Origin of the sequence: Nocardia iowensis (assembly GCF_019222765.1) — a bacterium.
Classification (GTDB): Bacteria; Actinomycetota; Actinomycetes; order Mycobacteriales; family Mycobacteriaceae; genus Nocardia; species Nocardia iowensis.
On the sequence record NZ_CP078145.1, the window covers coordinates 1389342 to 1406309 of the forward strand.

Below are 16968 nucleotides of genomic sequence, written 5' to 3' on the forward strand. Positions count from 1 at the left end.
TCGGGGCCACTCATGGGCGGCTCCGGAGGCGGAGGCCGCGGGGAGTCGCCGAGAAGCCCGCCTCGGTGAGGAAGCCCGCAAAGGTGTTGCCGTGCACGGTTTCGCCGTCGACGCGGTCGATGACCAGGGAGTCGACCCGGCGGTGGTGCACGAGGTCGGCCAGCGCGCGAGCAGCGGACTGGCGGGCGGTGGGGTCCTCGGTGAACGTGAGCAAAGTCTTGCCGCCGCGTTCCAGGTAGAGCACGAGATCACCCTCGACGAGCACGACGAGTGCACCTGCCTTACGGCCGGGTCGATGTCCACCGTCGCCGTCACCCTTCGGCCAGGCCAGTGCCGCCCCATACGGATTGGCCGGATCGCAGGCCGCCAGTGCGAGTGCTTGCCCGGTCTGCTTCCTGGTCTGGCCGGGACGGCTGCGCTCGGTGTCGAACGACCGCAGCCGATCGACCACATCGGTGGTGGAGAATTGCGCGCCGCCGAGTGAGTCGACGAAATACCCGCGGCGGCAGCGCCCGCGGTCCTCGAACTCGGTCAGTACCCGATACATCAGCGCGAATCCGCCCGGCACCCCCTCGTTCTGCACCGACCCCCTGGTGAGCACGCCGTACCGCTCCAGCAGCATGTCCGCGGTCGCATGCGCGCGAACGGTGTTGTCCGACACTCGCTCCGGCAACAGCGACCACCGTCCGGCCACCGCGGGCGGGCCGGACCGGGTCGGCATGCTCGGCCGCGGCAGATAAGCCCGCCCGCGCGGGGCCCGTCGTGGCGTTCGATGGGCGGTCGTCGTCCGCGTCGTGCCCGTCAGCAGTGCCCGGACCGGTGCGAAGGTATCCCCCGAAACCATTCCGGCCCAGACCAACTCCCACAGTGCCGCCGCCACCGCGCTGTCGTCGAGCAGCCCGGTCGCATCGGACAGTTGCCGAAAGAAGAAGGCACCTCCGCCGTGCATCACCGGCACGGGTGGCGTGGCGTCGCCGGGTGCCTGCTCTATGGCGGGGGACGGCACCGGGGGTGCGAGGGATGCGCCGAGGGTGGTGAGCAGTCGCAACTGCACCTCGGACAGTTCGATGTCGTCGGGCGGCGCGAGAGTGAAGGGGGCTTGGTCGGTCAGATGGAGGGCGATCCAACCGTCCTTGGCGGTGATCGAGCCGTGGCCGGACCAGGTGACTTCGCCGGTGGCCATCAGTTCGTCGAGCATCGCGGGGGAGTAGTCGCGGACGCGGGCGGGCAGGACGAGCGATTCCCAGGCCGAGGCCGGGACCGGCACACCGGCGAGCTGTTCCACCACCGTGGCGACACCGTCGACTCCGCGCAGCTCGCCGGTGCCGATGTGCTGCCAGGACGGCAGGAAGCGGCCGAAGGTGGCGGTCGAGACCGGCTCGACCTCGTGTCTTGCCGCTGCCAGCGAGCGGCGGCGTAGTCGGCGCAGCACCTGCGCGTCGCACCATTCCGAACCGGCCGCACCGGGCGTGAATTCGCCTTCCACGATGCGTTTTTCGCTGCTGAGCCGGTGCAGTGCGGTGGTGACGACGGCGGTCCCGAGGCCGAACCGGGCGGCCACCGCCTCGGTGCTGAACGGTCCGTGCGAGCGGGCGTACCGGCCGACCAGATCGCCGAGCGGGTCGGCGACCGGTTCGATGAATGCCGCGGGGGTGCCGATCGGCAGCGGCACGCCGAGTGCGTCGCGCAGCCGGGACGCATCCTCCACGGCCACCCACCAGCTGCGGCCCGCGAACGAAACCTCCAGGGCGCGGCGTGCTTTCACCAGCTCGGCGAACCATTCCTGCGGATCGTCGACGCAGCGTTCGGCGGCTTCGGCGGCGGTGAGCGGCCCGAGTAGGCGCAGCAGATCGGCCAGTCCTTCGGCGTCACGGGCATGGCGTTCGGGGGTGAGCCGCTGCAACTCCCGCTCGGTCAGCTCCAGGACCGAGGCGTCCAACAGCTCGCGCAGTTCCACCCGGCCGAGCAGTTCGGCGAGCAGGCCCGAGTCGAGCGATAGTGCGGCCGCGCGGCGTTCGGCCAGCGGGCTGTCGCCGTCGTACATGAACTGGCCGATGTAGTCGAACAGCAGAGCGTTCGCGAACGGCGATGGGGTCGCCGTCTCCACCTCCACCAGCCGCAGTTGGCGCCGTGCCACCCGGCCGAGCAGGTCGCGCAGCGACGGCAGATCGTAGACGTCGCGCAAGCATTCGCGCACCGTCTCCAGCAGAATTGGGAAGTCGGGGAACTTGCGCGCCACATCGAGCAGTTGCGCCGACCGTTGCCGCTGCTGCCACAGCGGGGCGCGCTTGCCGGGATCGCGGCGGGGTAGCAGCAGGGCTCGCGCGGCGCACTCGCGGAAGCGGGAGGCGAAAAGCGAGGAACCGCCGACCTGTTCGGTGACGATGTCATCGATCTCGTCGGGCTCGAAGACGAACAACTCCGCGCCGGGCGGATCGTCGGTGGTGTCCGGCAAACGCACCACGATGCCGTCGTCGGAGGCATTGGGCGCGGCGTCGACGCCGAACCGTTCGCGCAGCCGTGCCCCGATGGCCAACGCCCACGGCGCGTGCACCGGTAGTCCGTACGGCGAATGCAGCACCAGCCGCCAGTCGCCGAGCTCATCCCGGAACCGCTCCACCACCAGTGTTTTGTCGGTGGGCAGCTGCCCGGTCGCGGTGCGCTGCTCGTCCAGCAGCGTGCCGAGGTTCGCGGTCGCGAAGGTGTCCAGACCGGCTGCCGCGGTGAGCTTTTCCAGATTCTCCGGGTGCTGACCGGCCTTCCGCACGAATTCGCCCAGCGCCCCACCGAGTTCGGCGGGACGCCCCAATCCGTCGCCGTGCCAGAAGGGGAGCCGTCCCGGTTGCCCGAAGGCGGGTGTCACCAGCACTCGGTCGAAGGTGATCTCCTCGATCCGCCAGCTCGTCGCGCCCAGTGCGAACACGTCGCCGACACGCGACTCGTACACCATCTCCTCATCGAGTTCGCCCACCCGCGAGGCCTTCTCGCCGACCATGTACACCGCGAACAGGCCGCGGTCCGGGATGGCGCCACCCGAGGTCACCGCCAGTCGCTGCGCGCCGGGGCGTCCGGTGAGCGTGCCCGCGTCCCGGTCCCACACCAGTCGCGGTCGCAGCTCGGCGAACTCGTCCGACGGATACCGTCCGGCCAGCAGGTCGAGCACCGACTCGTACGCCGAACGGGGCAGCGTCGCGTAACTGCCGGTGCCGCGGACGATCTCGAACCAGGCGTCGACGTCGATCGGTTCGAGCGCACACGCGGCCACGGTCTGCTGGGCCAGGATGTCGAGCGGATGCGCGGGAATCTGAATGGCCTCGATCTGTCCGGCGGTCATTCGCTGTGAGGCCACCGCGCAGTGGATGACATCGGTCCGGTGCTTGGGGAACAGCACGCCGCGCGAGATCTCGCCGACCTGGTGCCCGGCCCGTCCGATCCGCTGTAGACCGCTCGCCACCGAGGGAGGTGCCTCTACCTGCACCACCAGATCGACTGCGCCCATGTCGATGCCGAGTTCGAGACTGCTCGTCGCGACGACGCAGCGCAGCCGCCCGCTTTTCAGGTCGTCCTCGATGAGCGCGCGCTGCTCCTTGCTCACCGAACCGTGGTGCGCCCTGGCCAGCAGCGGGCCCGCGCCATGAATCACCTCGGTCGACGGGCCGAGCTGGGCGGGCGGCTTGTGCTCGGTCTCCACCGGTTCACCGAGCCGCGCCGCATAGGTTTCATTGAGCCGTGCGGTGAGCCGTTCGGCCAACCTGCGCGAATTCGCGAACACGATCGAAGAACGGTGCTCCAGCACCAGATCCACGATGGCTTCGTCCACATGCGGCCAGATCGAGCCGGGCTGATCGGACTCACCGGGTTCGGTCATGTCCGCCACCGGCACTCGGACCGACAGGTCGAAGGTCTTCGGCGCGGGCGGCGAGACGATGGTGATCGGTGCGTTGCCCACCAGGAACCGGCCGACCTCGTCCGGCGGCCGGACAGTCGCCGACAAGCCGACCCGTTGCGCAGGCCGGTCAGGCTCACCCGTCGCCCGACCACCACCCCTCATCGAGTCGCTACCCGACGCCGACGTCAACTGATCGAGCCGAGCCAGCGAAAGCGCCAGATGCGCGCCGCGCTTGGATCCGGCGATCGCGTGCACCTCGTCCACGATCACCGTGCCCACATTGCGCAGCGTCTCCTTGGCCGCGGAGGTGAGCATGAGGAACAGCGACTCGGGTGTGGTGATCAGAATGTCCGGCGGCGTGCGTTGCATCGATCGGCGATCGGACGCACTGGTATCCCCGGACCGGACGCCGACGGTGATCGCGGGCGGATCCAGTCCGAGCCGCTTGGCGGTCTGCGTCACACCCACCAGGGGCGCCCGTAGATTGCGCTCCACGTCCACCGCGAGCGCTTTGAGCGGTGACACATACAACACCGAGGTGCCCGCCCGCTCCGTCGATTTCTCGCGGGTGGCCAGCTGATCGATCGCCCAGAGGAACGCCGACAACGTCTTGCCGGACCCGGTCGGCGCGATCACCAGGGTGTGCTCGCCCGCCGCGATCGCCGCCCACGCGCCGAGCTGAGCGGCGGTCGGCGCGGGGAACGCACCGTCGAACCACTCCTGGGTAGCGGTGGAGAACTGGGCCATGGGTTCAGTGTGCACCCGGGCACCGACAACCCGGCGGCGTCACCGACCGCACCTGAATCTGGCCTCAATTCCCGGAGAGCAGGAACAGTGACATGCGCATAGCCGTACGCTTCGAGCGTGCAAAAGGTGCTCAGACTCGACCTGGTCAGCCATGGCATGACCGAGGCGATGCGGAAGGCACGTTTTCCAGTCGACGAATCGCTGACCGAAGCAGGCCGCCGCGCCATCTCTGGCTGCACGCCGCTTGCCGCTCCCCGGGTGCTCACCGGACCTGAGCGCCGGACGGTGGAGACCGCGGCGCTGTTAGGGCTGCCCGGCGAGGAGGACACCCGACTACGTGACCTCGACGCGGGCGCTTGGCGCGGCGGTGCGCTGATGTCCGTGCCGCAAGACGAGCTGTACGCGTGGCTCACCGACCCGAAGTTCCGCGGCCACGGCGGCGAATCCGTGGTGGATGTGATCGAACGGACCAGGTATTGGATGGCCGAGATAGCCTCGGAGGGTAAGTCCACCATCGCCGTCACCCACCCAGCCGTCATCCGCGCGGCCCTGCTGGTGACCCTGGACGCGCCGCCGAAATCGTTCTGGCGGATCGACATTCCGCCGGGCAGCGTCACCCGGTTGCACTACCGCGGCGAGTGGACCTTGCACTTCACGGCGTGACCGCCGCGCACTTCACGGCGTGCCGGAGCTGTGCGCGGCCAGCGGTCCCGTGCCGAGGGTGACGAGCAGGCGCACGGCATCGGTGATCAGCCGGGCCGGGATGGACGGGTCGATGGCGCGTTGCATGCCAAGGCCGATGCCCATGCTGAGGATCGCCGTCGCGGCGTCCTCGGCGGGCACCGGCAGCTCGATGCCCATCGTGTCGGCCAGCGTCTGCACCTGCGCCGCGACCGCTCCGCGCACCACGCCGAGGCTGGACACCAGCGCGGCCTGCAATGCGGGATCGTCGCGGGAGACGGTGGCGAATTCGAATTCGAGCATGGTCCAGCCGACGTCGCCGACGGTCCGCTCGGCCCACTCCTGGAAGCGTTCGAGCTGTTCGTCGAAGCTGTCACCCGCGGCGAGCAAGTCGGTGACCTCTTGGAACTTGGTCGCGTGAATGAGTTCGATTACCTCGAGGCCCAACTCCTTCTTGGTGCGGAAGTTCGAGTAAACGGCGCCCTTCGAATAGCCCGCCTCCTCGGCGACCCGTTCCAAACTGGTGCTCGCGTAGCCGTCGGCCAGGAAGAGGTCGCGTGCCGTGGCGATCAGGTCAGCGCGGGTGCGGGCCTGGCTCTCGGACCGGGTCAGACGTGCCATGCCGTGATTCTACGTACCGTCAGATTTCGGATACCGCTGGTATTTGGATTCTGCTAGTGTTTGGAACCATGGGTAACAACAACGGGTCGCAGCGACGCGGCCTGGCCATCGGCTGCGGTGGCACGCTCGGCGCCGCGTGGATCGTCGCGGCGCTGGCCGCGGTGCGGGACGCGCTGGACTGGGATCCACGCGAGGCCGACGTGCTGATCGGGACGTCGGCGGGTGCGGAACTGGTGACCATGCTCGGCAGCGGCATTTCGGTGGACGAGTTGGTCGCCATGCAGGACGGCACGTCCACGAATCCGATCCTGCTGGCGCACCTGCGGTCCGGCCCCGGGCGGCTGCCGCCGATCCCGCGGCCGCGACTGGGTTCCTTCCGATTGCCGCTGCGCCGCACCGGCTCCGGTCAAGCTCTGCTCACCGCGGGCAGCGGACTGATGCCGGTCGGCAGTGGTGACGCGAGCTGGCTACAGCAGCTCGCCGAGCGACTGAACCCTGGACGTTCCTGGGTCGCGCACCCCGCTACTTGGCTGGTGAGCATGGATTACGCGACGGGAGAACGGGTTCCGTTCGGTTCGCCGGATGCGCCGACCGTGCCGCTCGGTGCGGCCCTGCGCGCGTCGTGGGCGGTGCCCGGGTGGTTCCCCCCGGTATCCCTTGCGGGCCGCCGCTTCATCGACGGCGGCGCCGGTTCGACCGCATCGGTGGACCTGCTCATCCCGCAGCAGTTGGACGAGCTCGTCGTGCTCGCACCGATGGCCTCGACCGGGAAGATCCCCGCGACCGGTCCGGGGCATTTCCTCGAACGGCAACTGCGAAACCGGATGAGCGCCGAGCTCGATGCCGAGATCGCCCAGCTGCGCGCGACCGGCACCAAGGTCCTTCGCCTCGACGCCACCGCCGACGACCTCGCGGTGATGGGCGCCAACTTCATGGACGGCCGCCGCCGCCTCGATACCTTCCAGCACAGTCTGCGCAGCACTCGCCGTGCGCTCGAACAAGGAGCCTTCGCATGAGAATTCTCGGTCACGGTTATCCCGATATCGAGCTGACCGGCGCTCGCGTCCTGGTCACCGGGGCGGGACGCGGCATCGGGCAGTCCACCGCGGAACTGTTCGCGTCCAAGGGATCCGAGGTGGTGATCGCCGATGTCGACACCATCGCGGCCGAAACCGCCGCGGCCGCAATCGGTGCCACCTCCTACGAGCTCGACGTGCGCTCACGTGGCCAGTGGGACAAGGTGATCGCCGATCTCGGACACGTCGACATCCTCGTCAACAATGCCGGTGTCATGCCCGCGGGCCCGTTCCTCGACGAGCCGGATGTGGTGGGGCAGGCGACGATGGACATCAATGTCTGGGGCCTCATCAACGGCATGCGCGCGGTCGCCCCCGGCATGATCGAGCGGGGTCGCGGGCACATCATCAACGTTGCCTCGCTGGCAGGCAAGATCCCGGTCCCCGGCCTGGCCGTCTACAACGCGAGCAAGTTCGCCGCCGTAGGCCTGTCCGCCGCAACGCGTTTGGAGTTCGCCCCGCAGGGCATCAGTGTCAGCTGCGTCATGCCTTCGGCCGTGCGCACCCGGCTCTCCTCCGGCCTGACCCTCGGCCACGGCATGCCCACCGTCGACCCCGAAGACGTCGCCGCCGCCATTCTGCGCACCTGCACCACCCGGAAGGGCGAAGTCGCCGTCCCCAGCTATCTCGGTCCCATCGACCTGGCGTTGGCCGCCGCCCCCGAACGCGCGGTCCGCCTGGTACGCAGGCTCTTCGACGGCGACCGCGCCCTGCATCCCGAGGACGAAAAGACCCGCGCCGAGTACGAGGAGCAAGTCCGCTCCATCAGCTGAACCCTGGTGGACGGAAAATGGCCCCGGAGTCGAACTCCGGGGCCATTGGTCCGTCTGCTGTCAGCAGGTGGTCGGTGCGGGTTCGCCGCGGAAGCGGGCTTCCACGTAGTTCCACGCATCGGCGAAGCCCGCGACGGCGGTGGTCATGTGTTCGGCGATGTCGTAGGCGCGGAATTCGACCGGCGCGCCTGCGCGGCAGTAACGTTCGGCTACCTCGGCCACCGGGGGGAAGAAGGTCAGGGTATCGAAGCGGCCCTGCCAGAGGTAGGTGGGGACGGTCGGGATGCCGGGGTAGTTGCGCAAGCTGTTCTCCCGCAGGATGGCCCGCGCCTCCGGGTTGTCCATCAGGCTCTTCGACGCGGCCATTTGCTCGGCGCTGCGGAAGGCGCCATGGAAGAGCAGGAACCGGCGGCAGGCATCGTGCGTGAATTCGCGGAACCACAGGCCGTTTTCGTTGAGCTGATCCGAAATCGGCAGCTTGTCGGGATATTCGCGCTCGAGGCCCATGGCGGCGGCGAACGCGAGCCCGAACCCGGGGTGCGGCTCGAAGCCGAGCGCCAGCGCCATCTCTTCCAGATCGGCGGGGATACCGCCGGCGACCGCGGCGGCGAGCTTCAGTTCTGGTGCGTAGGTGGGCTGTAGCGCGGCCGCCCACGCGGTGGCCATGCCGCCGCCGGAGTAGCCAGCCAGTGCGACGGGAGACTCGGCGAGACCGAGGTCGGCGACCTTACGCACGGCACGGACGCTGTCCAACGTCATCATGCCGCTGAGCCGGGCCGCACCGTAGGCGGCGGTGGGGCCGAGGTAGTCGGGCAGCGAAACCGCCCAGCCGCGCCCGATCGGCAGCATGGCGCCGACGGCATCCTGCAACTCGCCGTTGAACAGCGACCGGGACGGGTTGCACTGGGTGCCAAGGGAATTGATCAACGCCTGGTAGGAGACCAGCGGTGGGTTCCGCACGCCGTTCGGCAGCAGCACCGTGGTCACCCCCATGACCGGGTTGCCCATCGAGTTGGTGGAACGGAACGCCACCTGCCAGCCCGTGGTTCCCACATAGGGGCCAGTGTCGATCTTGCGGGTGCGGACGACGTCGCCGGGCTGTAATGCTGCCAGATCGGCGGGCGGCGCGTAGAACACATCTGGATCCGGAGTGGGATAGAGCGGTTGAGCGTTCGCGGGCAGGCCCAACAGCCCGACCGAGACGACGCTCAACAACAGGATCGCGATCCTGAATGGAACTCTGTGCACGGGTTTCCTTCGAATCTCGGCCGTTACCGACTCACCGACCCCGACAACGCCTCGGCAACTCGGACGGACCACCACTGCATGGGTAACCGCGGCGAACATCGTCGTTCACCACGGACGGATAGCAGGAACCCGCAGCCGAACCGAAGGTCGGACCGGCACACCACCTTTCGGCTCACACAACTGCGGGTAGCCGCAAAAGCGGCGGCACCATCCGGAGCGAAGGTAGCGCCGCGCCCCTCGCGACGCGCAACCGGGTCCGGCATATTGGACAATTCACAACCAAACACCTATGCAATTGCCCAAGGCCCACTGCCGGAGCCCCCATGTCAACCGGTGCGTGGCACGCCATGGCGGATAGCTCTCGACGTTCGCCCGACCAGCGGACACCCCGCGGTGCATGGCGGGGCCGCACCGCCGGGCGCCTTGTCCAGGGCCCGGCATGGGGCATCTGCCGAGTGGGACATGGGGGGCGCTACTCGGCGTATGCCGCCGGGATGTCCCGTTCGGACGGCGCGCAACGTTGAGGGCGGTGGGTGGTGGGGGTCACAGTTGACCTTGCATGGTGCATGGTGTGTGCCCATTCACACTCGATGAAATTGCGCAGTCTGCTCAATTTTTTGACTCACTATTGTTCATTCAGCACTTCAAGGACAGGATATCGGCATCAAGTGCTCAACTAGGGAGGCGCCCGATCGGTGCCGACCGGACGGGTGGATGTATGACCGAGCTCGCCGATCACGATCTGATTCCGGCGCCTTATGACCTTGCCGACCGCTACCGGGTCGGTGCAGGCACCGTTGTCCTTACCGGGGTCCAAGCGATCGCGCGTCAGTTGGTGGAACAGCACGTGCGCGACCTGCGCGCCGGGCGGCGGGTCGGCACCTTCGTGTCGGGGTATCAGGGCAGTCCGCTCGGCGGCGTCGACAAGATGCTGGCCGGTATGCCCAACGTGCTTGCCGAGCACGATATTTCCTTCGTCCCCGGGCTGAACGAAGAACTCGCCGCGACCTCGGTGTGGGGGAGCCAGGCCGATCTGCCCGCCGGAGCCGCGACGCACGATGGCGTCGTCGGTGTGTGGTACGGCAAGGGACCAGGTTTGGACCGCGCGACGGACGCGTTGCGGCACGCCAACATGTACGGCGCGAACGCCAACGGCGGTGTGCTGCTGCTGGTCGGTGACGACCCGGCCTCGAAGTCCTCGACGGTGCCCGCGGTGAGCGAGCGCTCGCTGGCCGCGATGAACATCCCGGTTCTGTTCCCGCGCAATGCCCGCGAGATCATCACCATGGGCCTGCACGGTGTCGCGCTGTCCCGTGCCTCGGGCTGCCTGGTCGCATTGAAGATCGTGGCCGATGTCGCCGACGGCGCCTGGACGGTCGACGGCGCTGTGGGTGACATCGACATTGTCGTTCCCGAGATCAACTGGGAGGGCAGGCCCTTCCGCTACCTGCAGCGCCCGATGGCGGCGCCGACGGACAGCGTGATCGCCGAGGCGGACCTGTACGGGCCGCGGTGGGAAGTCGTCAAGGCGTACAGCACGCTCAACGAGCTCGACGTCATCGAGCTGAACCCGGCCAAGGCAACCATCGGAATCGCCGCCACCGGCACCACTTTCGATGCCGTCCGGCAGGCCCTGATCGATCTCGGTGTCGATGACGACGCGCTGCTCCGCGCCGGTGTCCGGCTGCTGCGCATCGGCATGCCGTATCCCATTGCGCCCGAACGTGTTCAGCAGTTCGCCAAGGGCCTGACCCGCCTCGTGGTGGTCGAAGACAAGACCGCTTTCATCGAGACGCAGATCCGGGAGATCCTGTACGGCATCGCCGACGCCCCCGAGATCATCGGCAAGCGCGACGCGACCGGTCGCCCACTGTTCGCTCAGGACGGCGAACTCACCACAGGTCGGATCACCAAGCCGCTGCGGCGCGCCCTCGACGGCTACCTGGACATGAAACGGCCCTTGCCGCAACCGCTCTCGCTCGCGGTGCTGCCCGCCAAGCGCGCCGCCTACTTCTGCAGCGGCTGCCCGCACAACCGCTCCACCGCGGTGCCGGAGGGTTCACTGGCCGGCGGCGGCATCGGTTGCCACACCATGGTGACCATGTCGGGCCGGGAGGACAGCAAGGTCACCGGGCTGACCCAGATGGGTGGCGAAGGCGCGCAGTGGATCGGTCAGGCGCCGTTCACCGATGTGCCGCACCTGTTCCAGAACATCGGTGACGGAACGTATTTCCACTCCGGTCAGCTCGCCGTGCAGGCGTGTGTCGCCGCCGGGGTGAACATCACCTACAAGCTGCTCTACAACGACGTCGTCGCGATGACGGGCGCGCAGGACGCCGAAGGCGCGCTCGCCGTGCCGATGCTGACCCACAAGCTCAGCACCGAGGGTGTCGCGCAGATCATTATCTGCGCCGACGACCCGAAGAAATACCGCAAGCGCGATCTCGCCCCCGGTACCCGGCTGTGGCACCGTGATCGGCTCGACGAGGCACAGCGCACCCTGCGTGAGATCCCCGGCGTCACCGTCCTCATCTACGACCAGCACTGCGCTGCCGACGCGCGCCGCCAGCGCAAGCGCGGCACCCTGCCGGTCCGCCGGACCCGGGTCGTGATCAACGAGGCGGTCTGCGAGGGCTGCGGTGACTGCGGCGTCAAGAGCAACTGCCTGTCGGTGCAGCCGGTGGACACCGAATTCGGCCGTAAGACCCGCATCGATCAGACCTCCTGCAACACCGACTACACCTGCATGGACGGCGACTGCCCGTCCTTCGTCACGGTGGAGTTGCCGGAGCCGGGGAAGGCCAAGAAGCGCAAGGCAATGCAGCGTCCCGCGCCGCCGGTGCTACCCGACCTGCGGCAGCCCGCGCCAACGACGACGCAGAACGTCTTCCTGGCCGGCATCGGCGGCACGGGCATCGTCACCGTGAACCAGGTGCTGGCGACCGCCGCGCTGCGCGCGGGCTACGACGTGGCCAGCCTGGACCAGATCGGCCTGAGCCAGAAGGCCGGGCCGGTCGTCTCGCACCTGCGGTTCGTGCAGGGCGAACTGGAGCCCGCGAACCGGCTGACCCCGGGTTCGGCGGACTGCATCGTGGCCTTCGATCTGCTCACCGCCACCGACAACAAGAACCTGGCCTACGGCTCGAAGGCGACCACGCTGTCGGTCGCGTCCACCAGCAAGACCCCGACCGGGGACATGGTGTACGACAAGGCCGTCGAGTATCCGGAGACACCCGCGCTGCTGTCCCGGCTCGAGCAGGCGTCGCGTGCGGTGCGCTCCTTCGACGCGCTCGGCGCCGCCGAGGTGCTGTTCGGCAACACCGCGGCCGCCAACTTCCTGATGGTCGGCGCCGCCTATCAACTCGGCGGCCTCCGCCTGCCCGCCGCGGCGATCGAGGAGGCCATCGAGATCAACGGTGTTGCCGTGGACGCCAATATCGCGGCGTTCCGCTGGGGCCGGGTCGCGGTCGCCAGCCCGGACGACTTCGCCGCCGCCACCGGCCGTCCGCGGCCCAAGCGCGCCGAAACCGAGGTTCCCGCAGATCTTTTCGACGGCCTGACCGCTACCGGGGAGACCAGGCGGCTCGTCGAACTGCGTGCCGCGGAGTTGATCGGCTTCCAGGGCGTTCGGATCGCTCGTGACTATGTGTCGACCGTGCAACGCATTTGGGACGCGCAGCAGAAGGTCACCGGCCGCACGGAATTCAGCGAGCAGGTGGCCCGCGGCCTGTACAAGTTCACCGCCTATAAGGACGAGTACGAGGTGGCCCGCCGCTTGACCGACCCGGCGTTCCTGGACGAAGTCAGCGCCCAGCTGCCGGAAGGGTCGAACCTCACCTACAAGCTGCACCCGCCGGTCCTGCGCGCCATGGGCCGCAAGAAGAAGATCGGCATCGGACCGCGCGGACACATCTCCCTGCGGTTGCTGGCCAAGGGAAAGCGGCTGCGCGGCACCAAGTTCGATCCCTTCGGCTACGCACACGTCCGCCGCGTAGAGCGCGCCCTGCTCGCGCACTACACCGAGATGGTGACGGAGCTCGCGAACACTCTCGACGAGGCAAACTACGACCGCGCGGTCCAGGCCGCCGCCCTCGCCGACACCGTGCGTGGCTACGAGGACATCAAACTCGCCAATGTGGAGCTCTACCGAAACAGCCTGCGCGACCTCGGCATCGATCCGCCGCAGGTGTAGTGGACAAGCGCGGTCTGGGCAGTAGTCCGCGCGCCTGGTCGAGCGTCTAGGCCCGCTCCCAGGCACATGGGAAGCGGCCCGGAACCATCGGTTCCGGGCCGCTTTCTTATTGGCGGGCAGGGGGTTCGGCGCGCCTGGTTACGACTGCCGACGGCTGGTAGCGGACCCTCTCAAAACTGTTGTCTTCGATTCAAAACTGTTGTCTTCGATATGGAACCGATCGGGCGGTTCGTGCGTCCAAACAGGTAGCCAGGGACAGAAGGGAGAAATCGGGCGCCGGGAATCAGCGGCCGAAGCGGGCCACTGAGGGGACTGGGGAGGGGCCGCGGCTCCATCGGCGCTCGATATGGCTTGACGAGACCGCACGGCGCGGCATCCCGGATCAGGTGTGGTCGCGGGTGCGCCGATCGAAGCAAGGGGGGACTCCTTGAACGCTGTACAACAACTGAGCCGGGGCATCGAACAGATGGCCAAGCCCAACGCATTCGTGCATCCGAGTCTGCGCGACTATCTGGATCCGACGAACGGACCGTGCAGGAGCCTGTTCGCTCCGGCCTTCCGGCTGGAGTTCGCCGACTACGACGAACTCACCGCACGCGACGACGTCGACGGTGCGCCGATCGTGCTTCCGGTCAACACCGAGCATCAGGCCGACAGCCTGCGGTCGATCCGGACAACGCACGCCATGGGGCTGATCGTCGCGGTCACCAACGACGTCACCGGCCACGCGACCTATTTCGCGATTCGATCCGGTGCCAACTTCGTTGTCAACATCGCGATATCCATCGAGCGGCAAACCGAGATCCTGCACGCGCAACTACTGGACCACGTGCGTTCGGTTCGCGAGAATCGGCACCCGGCGATGCGCGACACCGGCACCAAAAGTGACACGCACAGTCCACGGCGGGGACCCACGCGAATACGCATGGCGCCCACCACCAGAGAGAACCCGCCGCCCGGCGCGCAGGGCGGCCGAGGCGCGTTGGACGAGTTCGACGCGCAGCTGTTGCGAATGCTGCGCACGTCGATGACCGTCGCCGAGATCGCGCGGCTGCACTACCTTTCGGAACGATCGATGTATCGACGCATACGAAATTTGTACGACACCTTGGGCGTGGTCAGCCGAGCCGAACTGGTCAGATCGGAGCACCGCGCCGACCCGACTCCTCCGCTCGTCACGTTGCGCGGGTGACCGGTGGCGTCGGGCAAATGAATCGGCTTCCTGATGTCGAGCCGAGAGTTGTTCTGCTACAGCGGATGCTAGGGCGGGAGCAGGGATACTGAGCTCGGCCACGATACTCCCGCGGGAAGAAATGAGAACGGCCCGGAACTGTGTGTTCCGGGCCGTTCTCGTAGTAGCGGGGACAGGATTTGAACCTGCGACCTCTGGGTTATGAGCCCAGCGAGCTACCGAGCTGCTCCACCCCGCGTCGGGTGTCTCCAACCTTACACACCGAGTGCCTGGATGCGAAAACGCCTGGTAGGGCGAGTCGTGCGGCGGGCCGGTCGGACAGACCACGCGGTGGCAGCGCCTCGTCGCAACGAGTGATGGCAGTCACATCATCAATGGATCGAGATAGACATCACTCCGCGTTTCCCGAATCGTGACCGAGGTTTATCGTTGCTGTTTCGTACTGCTGAGTTCGTGGGCGGATGTCGCCGCGGTCCGGGGATGAGATGACCGCAGTTCATAACTGATGCGTGATTTCTTTCTGATTTCAGGAGTTACTGATGGCGCTGACCAACCGCGGACATCGAAACGATCCGGTAGCCACGCCTTCGCCCGCCGGACAACCGGGCAATCAGGGCGGATTCACCCATCGCCAGGTCTTGATCATCCTGAGTGGCCTGGTGCTCGGCATGTTCATGGCGGCGCTGGATCAGACGATCACGGCGACTTCCGTCCGGACCATCGCCGACGATCTATCCGGTTACTCATTGCAGGCGTGGGTCACCACGGCGTATTTGATCACGGCGACATTGACAACGCCGTTGTACGGCAAATTGTCGGATATGTACGGCCGCAGGCCCTTTCTGCTCGCCGCGATTGTGATATTCGTCGGCGGATCGCTGTTGTGCACGGTGGCGCAGTCGATGTATCAGTTGGCGGTGTTCCGTGCCATCCAAGGTGTCGGCGCGGGCGGGTTGATGTCGCTGGCCTCGGCCATCCTCGGTGACATCGTGAGTCCTCGGGAAAGAGCGAAGTACCAGGGGCACTTCCTCGCGACATGGGCGATGGCCAGTGTGATCGGCCCGGTGCTCGGTGGCCTGTTCGCCAGTCAGCACACCATTTTCGGGATCACCGGGTGGCGATGGGTGTTCTTGGTCAACGTTCCGGTCGGCCTGATCGCGTTGGTGGTGGTGTACCGCGTGGTCAAACTGCCGCGAAGCAACCCGGCCCGCGTTCCGGTCGACTGGCTCGGCACCGCGGCCTTCGCGACCGGCATCACGCCGGTGCTGATCGTGGCCGAGCAAGGCCGCAGCTGGGGGTGGACCAGCCCGGGCGCGGGGGCGTGCTATCTGATCGGTGCGGCCGGACTGATCGCGTTCGTCGGCATCGAAGCCAGGATGGGTGACGCGGCGCTGATCCCGTTGCGGCTGTTCCGGAATCGGACATTCGCGCTCGGCGTCGCGATCGCGATGGTGGTCGGTGCGGCGCTGTTCGGCGGCATCATCCTCGTTCCGCAGTATCTCCAGGTGGTTCGCGGCGCCAGTCCGATCGCGGCGGGCTTGCAACTGCTGCCGATGGTCGGTGGCCTGATGGTGGGTTCGATCGTGTCCAACCGGCTCATCTCGCGGACCGGTCGTTATCGGGCGTTTCCGATTATCGGAACGGCCACGGTGGCCGTCGGCTTGTTCCTGTTCCACTATCTGACACCGGAAACGCCGCTGTGGCGAACCATGATCTTCATGGCCATCACCGGCGTCGGGCTGGGAAATCTGTTGCAGCCCATCACCTTGGCCATCCAGAACGCCGCCGCACCCAAGGACATGGGCGTCTCGAGCGCGGCCGCCACCTTCTTCCGCCAGGTCGGCGGGACGCTGGGGGTCGCGGCGCTGCTCTCGACATTGTTCGGCCTGTTGCCGACCAAGGTGTCCGCCGCGATCGAGGCGGCCTCGACTCACCCGGCATACCAGCAGGCCGTGGTGGCGGGCTTGCACAGCGGTAATCCGGTCGACGTCGCCTTCGCGCAGGGCCTGATCCATCACGACTCGGCGGCGGTCCAGAAGGTGCTCGATGACTCTTCGGTGATACAGCAGCTGAATCCGACGCTCGCCGAACCGTTGCAGACCGGCTTTGCCGATGCCATGTCGACGGTGTATCTCACGGCCGCCGGGATCGCGCTGATCGCGTTGGTCATGGTGCTGTTCTGGAAGGAGATCCCGCTGCGGGAATCCGACGGATTCGAGGCATCGGTGGCAGCGGACCGGAATGCGGACGGAATTGTCCCGGAGTAGGGCAACCGATAGTTCGGCAACCGGATATTTTACGATCTGTGCTTCGGATTGTTAACTGTCGATTAATTGATCGGCGAGGCGCGGTCAAGGGCATCCAATGAACTCTTGGTGAAAGGGTAAATCGCACCCGATGGTGCCCGATTCGCGCGATTAGAAGGTTCCGGATATGCGTCCTGGCGGCACCCGAAACTGACAATTCGGGACCGGCGTAACGGCCACGTTTCTCCTGATCATGGGCACATATGGGCGTTTCGCCTAATTGCCGAATGATTGTTTTTCGTA

9 protein-coding genes and 1 tRNA gene are annotated in these 16968 nt (G+C 67.2%); 6 read left to right on the top strand and 4 right to left on the bottom strand.

Going from position 1 to position 16968, the window contains the following annotated elements; all coding sequences use genetic code 11:
• Positions 1 to 10 precede the first annotated feature (10 nt).
• Positions 11 to 4636 (bottom strand): ATP-dependent helicase, encoded by a 4626-nt coding sequence (locus tag KV110_RS06245; RefSeq protein ID WP_218474216.1) that lies wholly within the window; start codon positions 4634 to 4636, stop codon positions 11 to 13.
• A 117-nt stretch (positions 4637 to 4753) separates the two neighbouring features.
• Between KV110_RS06245 and KV110_RS06250 the strand changes: the two genes are divergently transcribed.
• Positions 4754 to 5299: a histidine phosphatase family protein gene (locus KV110_RS06250; protein WP_246634370.1), complete on the top strand. Its 546-nt coding sequence runs from the start codon at positions 4754 to 4756 to the stop codon at positions 5297 to 5299.
• 12 nt (positions 5300 to 5311) lie between these two features.
• Here KV110_RS06250 and KV110_RS06255 read toward each other — a convergent pair whose 3' ends face one another.
• Entirely contained in the window at positions 5312 to 5938 is a 627-nt protein-coding gene (locus KV110_RS06255; RefSeq protein ID WP_218474218.1) for a TetR/AcrR family transcriptional regulator, read from the bottom strand.
• 68 nt (positions 5939 to 6006) lie between these two features.
• Between KV110_RS06255 and KV110_RS06260 the strand changes: the two genes are divergently transcribed.
• Both KV110_RS06260 and KV110_RS06265 read left to right on the top strand, forming a co-directional pair.
• The gene (locus KV110_RS06260; protein WP_218474220.1) at positions 6007 to 6954 is read left to right on the top strand and encodes a patatin-like phospholipase family protein; all 948 of its coding nucleotides are present in this window, start codon (positions 6007 to 6009) and stop codon (positions 6952 to 6954) included.
• On the top strand, positions 6951 to 7787 hold the full coding sequence (locus KV110_RS06265; RefSeq protein ID WP_218474222.1) for an SDR family oxidoreductase: 837 nt from the start codon (positions 6951 to 6953) through the stop codon (positions 7785 to 7787). Before KV110_RS06260 ends, KV110_RS06265 begins: the two co-directional genes overlap by 4 nt.
• Positions 7788 to 7847: 60 nt before the next feature.
• Here KV110_RS06265 and KV110_RS06270 read toward each other — a convergent pair whose 3' ends face one another.
• Positions 7848 to 9014: a lipase family protein gene (locus tag KV110_RS06270; RefSeq protein WP_423710055.1), complete on the bottom strand. Its 1167-nt coding sequence runs from the start codon at positions 9012 to 9014 to the stop codon at positions 7848 to 7850.
• A 739-nt stretch (positions 9015 to 9753) separates the two neighbouring features.
• Here KV110_RS06270 and KV110_RS06275 point away from each other — a divergent pair.
• Both KV110_RS06275 and KV110_RS06280 read left to right on the top strand, forming a co-directional pair.
• Entirely contained in the window at positions 9754 to 13227 is a 3474-nt protein-coding gene (locus tag KV110_RS06275; protein WP_218474225.1) for an indolepyruvate ferredoxin oxidoreductase family protein, read from the top strand.
• 427 nt (positions 13228 to 13654) lie between these two features.
• Entirely contained in the window at positions 13655 to 14419 is a 765-nt protein-coding gene (locus tag KV110_RS06280; protein ID WP_218474227.1) for a helix-turn-helix transcriptional regulator, read from the top strand.
• A gap of 164 nt (positions 14420 to 14583) precedes the next feature.
• Here the strand turns inward: KV110_RS06280 and KV110_RS06285 are convergent.
• Positions 14584 to 14657 (bottom strand) — tRNA-Met (locus KV110_RS06285).
• A gap of 301 nt (positions 14658 to 14958) precedes the next feature.
• Here KV110_RS06285 and KV110_RS06290 point away from each other — a divergent pair.
• Positions 14959 to 16686: an MDR family MFS transporter gene (locus KV110_RS06290; RefSeq protein ID WP_218474229.1), complete on the top strand. Its 1728-nt coding sequence runs from the start codon at positions 14959 to 14961 to the stop codon at positions 16684 to 16686.
• Positions 16687 to 16968: the final 282 nt, after the last annotated feature.